The organism is Pararhizobium sp. P1_E7 (assembly GCF_056405855.1).
The window spans coordinates 1-5572 of the sequence record NZ_JBFUBH010000123.1; the positions used below are offsets into that span (position 1 = coordinate 1).

General features: G+C 58.6%; 7 protein-coding genes and 3 pseudogenes. 7 read left to right on the top strand and 3 right to left on the bottom strand.

The window, feature by feature from the left end; translation table 11 throughout:
• From AC1D17_RS27410 to AC1D17_RS27420, 3 genes are all read left to right on the top strand, one after another.
• The coding region (locus tag AC1D17_RS27410) for a L,D-transpeptidase (protein WP_477568400.1) at positions 1-272 on the top strand (272 nt) is incomplete at its 5' end.
• 163 nt (positions 273-435) lie between these two features.
• Positions 436-609 (top strand): hypothetical protein, encoded by a 174-nt coding sequence (locus tag AC1D17_RS27415; RefSeq protein ID WP_477568401.1) that lies wholly within the window; start codon positions 436-438, stop codon positions 607-609.
• Between the two features lie 319 nt (positions 610-928).
• Complete coding sequence (locus tag AC1D17_RS27420; RefSeq protein ID WP_477568405.1) at positions 929-1114, top strand: hypothetical protein; 186 nt, start codon at positions 929-931, stop codon at positions 1112-1114.
• 104 nt (positions 1115-1218) lie between these two features.
• Here AC1D17_RS27420 and AC1D17_RS27425 read toward each other — a convergent pair whose 3' ends face one another.
• Positions 1219-1575 (bottom strand): low affinity iron permease family protein, encoded by a 357-nt coding sequence (locus AC1D17_RS27425; RefSeq protein ID WP_477568402.1) that lies wholly within the window; start codon positions 1573-1575, stop codon positions 1219-1221.
• Between the two features lie 433 nt (positions 1576-2008).
• Here AC1D17_RS27425 and AC1D17_RS27430 point away from each other — a divergent pair, with 433 nt between their 5' ends.
• Positions 2009-2461: a BA14K family protein gene (locus AC1D17_RS27430; protein WP_477568403.1), complete on the top strand. Its 453-nt coding sequence runs from the start codon at positions 2009-2011 to the stop codon at positions 2459-2461.
• A 288-nt stretch (positions 2462-2749) separates the two neighbouring features.
• Entirely contained in the window at positions 2750-3250 is a 501-nt protein-coding gene (locus tag AC1D17_RS27435; protein WP_477568406.1) for a DUF4334 domain-containing protein, read from the top strand.
• Positions 3251-3409: 159 nt separating this feature from the next.
• Here the strand turns inward: AC1D17_RS27435 and AC1D17_RS27440 are convergent.
• A pseudogene (locus AC1D17_RS27440) lies at positions 3410-3670 on the bottom strand (ATP dependent DNA ligase); the annotation flags it as partial.
• Between AC1D17_RS27440 and AC1D17_RS27445 the strand changes: the two are divergent.
• Positions 3653-4132: pseudogene (locus AC1D17_RS27445) on the top strand (OB-fold nucleic acid binding domain-containing protein); the annotation flags it as partial. The pseudogenes AC1D17_RS27440 and AC1D17_RS27445 sit on opposite strands and share 18 nt — an antisense overlap.
• Before the next feature lie 74 nt (positions 4133-4206).
• On the opposite strand, the pseudogene AC1D17_RS27450 reads toward AC1D17_RS27445, so the two are convergent.
• Positions 4207-4638 (bottom strand): annotated as a pseudogene (locus tag AC1D17_RS27450) (mobile mystery protein B); the annotation flags it as partial.
• A 171-nt stretch (positions 4639-4809) separates the two neighbouring features.
• Between AC1D17_RS27450 and AC1D17_RS27455 the strand changes: the two are divergent.
• On the top strand, positions 4810-5181 hold the full coding sequence (locus tag AC1D17_RS27455; RefSeq protein WP_477568404.1) for a COG4315 family predicted lipoprotein: 372 nt from the start codon (positions 4810-4812) through the stop codon (positions 5179-5181).
• Positions 5182-5572: the final 391 nt, after the last annotated feature.

Sequence of the window (5572 nt, forward strand, 5' to 3'; positions counted from 1 at the left end):
GATACAACCCCAAGCTCAACTTCAAGCAGGGAAAGAACAACAAGATCTTGACGATTCCAAAAGGACCAAACGGTCCGGTCGGCAGCGTCTGGATCGACCTGACCGAGCCGACGTATGGAATACATGGGACACCTGAGCCCAAGCTTATCGACAAGGTTGGATCACACGGTTGCGTGCGGCTCACAAACTGGGACGCTGAAGAGCTGGCAGGGATGGTCAGGCCAGGAGTGCGTGTGGACTTCATCAATCGACGTTTGGCCGTTCCGAGGTGAGAATAATCACTAACTTTAATCTTTTTGCGCGAAATCGCATGGTGGCTCTGTCTTGGACCCTCCACGGGACGTCGCGGCTCTCCATTCGCCCTATCGGGGAAGCACATGTCTTTAAGCAGACCATCGCCCTGCATCGGTTGCAATGCTGAGGTGGTGCTTATCGATGACCGTGCTCGTTGGGCGTCAAGCCGAAAGCACCAAAAACGAGGAAAACGGGCCCGCTATCGGGCTTGTCGAAATCATTGAAGCTGTATTTTTCCCGCAGCTCTCATCGATGTCGGGCGCAGGGCGCAATGTCACGCCGACCTTCAGAATGCTGTCGACGTTCCGCTGCTGAGGGGCGCCAGTGGGCTTGCAATCGAGAACGCGACAGCGGACAAACCCGCCCCGCAGCCCTATTGCGCCGCACGGAAATATGTTGCGCCGCAATAGAGCATGGGAGAACATCTTTCCTATAAGGCTTGCCAAATATCATACTATTGAAATTTCATTCTACTATCGTCTATCAGCGAATTGACAAACGCGACATGTGATGTACTTTCAGAGCTTGGGATAGATACCTCGAATATTTTCAATTCTCTCGTTTCCATTGGGCGCAAACCGCGCCCACGCTTATCCGTGCCAATAGTATTGCGCCTTGAACGGAGATTTCAGTGATGAAGCAGGTTGTCGAATACCAGGGCATCCCAGTCGGGGTTCTCATACCGCGTGACGACCGTCTTGCCTTCGTGGCAGTGAAATTCGATGTCATGGAGCTTGATGGCCGACACTTTTCGTCGGCGGCCGAAGTGCGCGAGGCCATTCGAGCCCTTGTGAGACAACGCGTCGCCTTTGCAGCCTAGGCTTCCGAGGGACGCCCGCTTACCCAGCGTGGATCCTCCCGATCAAAAAGCCGAGCACCGGTACAGAGCGATAGGCGCGCCGGCGTCGAGCCTCTACACTTCCGCTATACGGCGCTCTGCCGAGGGGTCGGGCTTTGCTCGTCCGCTTCCCGTTCAAGTCGCTCGACCGCGGCTGCAATGCGCTCGGGCTCTTCATGCTCGAGGCCGACGACCTCGTTGCGGGTCTCACGCATCGACACGATGATTTCGTCGAGCTTGGCGTGGATTGCCGCGGTGTCGCGAGAGCCCTGAATCAACACGATGCTGGTGATCACGATTGCCGCGACCGACGGCGCATAGGTGACGGCGTTTGTGAAGCCGAACGGCACCAGGGCGGTGCTGCCCACCATCGCCGCGATCACGAAATAAAAGCCGGGAGGGCGGGAAAGAAAATCCGGCATTCGAAAGAGAAAATCGTTCACGTCAGTCCTCCGCAAATCAGTGCGTATTAACGCGCCAATGCGGATCTAGTTCGGAGGCAATGTGTGAGCGCCGCGATGCGCACACCCTGCAGGCCTCGTCGGCAACTCTTGTGGATGCCCGCCTTGAACCCGATCTGCGTTTTCAAGCGGCGACGGTTCTTCATCCTCGCGGATGGCCGAAGGGTCATCGTTAAGCCGTCCACGCACATCGTTGTGGTCCTGGGGGTCTGCCGTTACCGGCAGCCTGGCAGGCGTAACAGCGGCGGGCCCGGATGCGCAATGTGTCGCCTTCGCAACCGCCGCCATGCGATCGGACTAACGTCCTATATTGGAGACGCAAAGGTCCGTGACGGCGGCACGTGTGGAACATCGCAGCGAACAACCCGTTCCCCACCATGCGTGAAATTGTTCCGCTAAACAGGAAGGCTAAACGATGAAAGTCTCAGGGTTTAAAATCGCGCCCCTGGCGCTGTCGGTGGCAATGTTCGCCACTTCATTCACTCCATCGGAAGCGTTCGTCGCCATGCGGCCCCCGCAAATCGCTCAACCGGCGCAGGATGTCGACGTCGTGCAATATCGCAGCCGGGACGGCGATGACTGGCGCAGACGTCATGGATTTTACCGCCGCGGCAACGAGGCCTATTACAACGGCCACCGTGGTTACTACGAACGCCGGCGCGGTTATCGCCATTACAACGGAATGTGGTTTCCGCTGGCCGCGTTTACCGCCGGCGCGATTATTGGCGGAGCGGTCACCGAGCGCCCGGTCCGTTACGGTGGCAGCCATGTGGAATGGTGCGCAAACCGGTACCGCAGTTACCGGGCTTACGACAACACCTATCAGCCGACCTACGGCCCCCGGCGCCAATGCAACTCTCCCTATTAAATGGGAGAGCTATCGCAAAACTGTCGATCGGCCGGAGGCGGACTTCGGCCGAGAAGCAGCGGAACCGGCAGGGCGCTCGTTTGCCGGTCTGGAGATGGCGAGCCCCATGTTCAGCCGGGAGGCGTAGGAGGCTGGTGGCTCCCGACCCTGGAGGAGTTGCGGACGGCGCGGCAACGGGCCAGATCAAAACGACGCGTCCAACAGCGCAGGGAAGAGCAGAACGATACGGCGTGAATAGATCCGCACATCGCCGGGAGAGGAGCGTCCAGATTGAGCAAACCGCAGATGATGCAGAAGGCACTCGATGAGTTTCAAAGCCTGCCGCCGATCGAGCCGCGCGAGATGGTCGGACTATGGACCGGTCGGGGCATTCCGTCCGGCCATCCGTTCGACGGTGTGCTGGAAAACCTCGGCTGGTTCGGCAAGCGGTTCACATCGGACCTGCGCGCGGACGCGCTGCTGTTTCGCTTCGGCGAGCGACAACTGATCCCGATCGACCCGGGAAGAATACCGCTGCGCCTCGCCCTCCGTTTCCACAAAGTTGGCAGGACGCGTGTCGCGAAGAACCTGTTTTCGTATCTTCAGCGCGGGTTTCGGGCGAGAGGCCCGGTGGCCTTCCTGAAAACCAATTCGTTCCAAGGCGTGGCGAGTGCCGCGATGGTGTATGACGATCAGCCGATTATCGACCATTTCCGCAGGATAGATGATCGCAAGATCATGGGAGCGATGACGATCCAGGGAGACGATCGGATTTATTTCTTCGAGCTTGAGCGGGTTGATGAGCCGTGAGCGCTGATTGGTTCGGCAGGGCTTGAATTTTCGACAGCAAGATATCATCTATCGACCACTACCCGTTTTGATGACCGCTTTCGCAGCAGCTTGCCTGTCGCGCGTGGTTGTCCGGGTCTGACAGGGCGCTCCCCGCAAGGGTCGAGCGCCCTGTTCATTTTAGCTGGCCGGCCGTTCGCTCATCTCAAAGACTGCGGCATTATCCTGCACCTCGCGAAGGCCCTTATAGGATGCGTGGCGCAAACTGCCGTCGTGGGTTCAGCCCCGGAAGTCGATCTCGGCGATCTGTGTCGGCTGGGCGAACACGAGGTTCTTTCCTTTAAGCGGCACGACCGGCTGTTTTGTCCTGAGCGTGTCGAGCATCTTGCGCAGGTACTCGGCATCCTTGGTGTTGAACCCGGTTCCGACCGAGCCGACGTCACCTGCCGTGAAGCCATGTCTGCTCGCGACGGCCGTTGGTTGATGACCGCCGGCCTCGTTCTCGTCCGTCAGATGCCGGGTTCAGCAAAGGGTGTCATGTTCCTGACGATCGAGGACGAGACCGGTCCGGCAAACGTCGTCGTCTGGCCGAAGCTCTTCGAGCGGCGCCGGCGCGTCGTGCTCGGGTCAAGCATGATGGCAATCAACGGACGAATCCAACGGGAAGGGGAGGTCGTGCACCTCATCGCCCAACAGCTCTTCGATCTCTCCGGCGACCTGTCGGCCTTGGCGGATCGTGATGGGGAGTTCAAACTGCCGACCGGCCGCGGCGACGAGTTCGCTCATGGCTCGCCTGGGAGTCCGGATTCGCGCGATCGGGCGCCTGCGGTCAAGCCGCGGGACATATTCATTCCGGGCTTGCACATCGATACTCTGAAGGTGAGAAGCCGGAATTTTCACTAAGGAAATCACCGTGATAGCTTCTTCGATGGAATGCCGCGGTTCGATTCCGGTCAAGGCGAACGATGCGCCGTCTCTCAGGTGCGCGCGAATTCTAGCAGCGGCGCGATATCATGGTTGTCGGCTGCGCGAAGGGCCACGACGTAGCGAGTGCGCAGTTCACCGACATCGGCAAGAGTTCCGCCGCCCCAACTGAAACGCTCGCCGCCAAGGCGTTCGATCAGAAGATCGGCCGCCAAGCGAGCGTGACGGCCATTTCCGTTTGGAAATGGGTGGATCGCGACCAGGCGATGGTGAAATCTGATCGCAATTTCATCCGGCGGAAATGTCTGGTGCTCAACCCAATAGCGGACGTCGCTTAACAGGCTCGCGAGCTCCACTCCGATGCGGTAGGCTTGGACACCGATGTTGCGCTCCGCCGTTCGGAAGGTGCCGGCCCATTCCCAGACGTCGCCAAACATCCGCTTGTGCAGTGTTCGCATGAAGTCCTCGCTGAGCATTCGCTCAAGCAAGCACTCAATGATCAATGAAGAGCCGCCTGTCGGCCCTTTGCGGTCCTTGCTGGCGTTCCGACGACGATTGGGCGCTGCAAATTGGAACCGCTTTCATAACTGGGCGTTTCTCTCAGTCAGATCGGGCAAACTGGCATTCCGCCGGCACTCCCGAATGGGAGAAAAATCATGAGAACGGTGTTAATCGCGATAGGCCTGTTATCTGCCCTCGGTGGGTCTGCTTTCGCAGCCGAACCTGCCATGATGGTCGACACGAAAATGGGCAATGCCTTGGCCGACGAAAAGGGTATGATCCTCTACACTTTCGCCAAGGATACCAAAGACAAATCCAACTGCGATGAGGATTGCCTAAAGAAGTGGCCGGCATTCCACGCCGGTGCCAACGCCAAGGCAGAAGGAGAGTGGTCTCTGGTCAAGGCTGCAGACGGCAAGGAAATGTGGGCCTATGAAGGCAAGCCGCTCTATACATACATCGAGGATAAGAAAGCCGGTGAAGCCAACAGCGATGGCGTTGGTGGTGTTTGGCACCTGGCCAAATAGCAGAACCGGCGACAATTGGAATGGGCGTTCCTACCGCAAGACTAATCCGACCTCGCCACAACAACAGCGCAGACGGCCCTACAGCGCCTAGCGGGCGGTCGTACTGCCTGCCGTTGTGTCACCACAGTCCATCGCACCGAGGTTGGAACTAAACCCGGTTCTGGACGTTGGGTTAAGGTGGAGTGCCAGCACGAGCAACGCACCACGCAGGTAAGCGCGGTGGAGATGCTCAGGTACTCCGAGGAGACCTACATGGATACCACCACACTTCTTATCATACTACTTATCGTTGTTCTGCTGGGCGGCGGTTTTTACGGCCGAGGACGCTGGTACTAAGCGACACCTGGTCGGCGACCCTCATTAGCCCGGTTCAGGATGAGGACCGCGATAT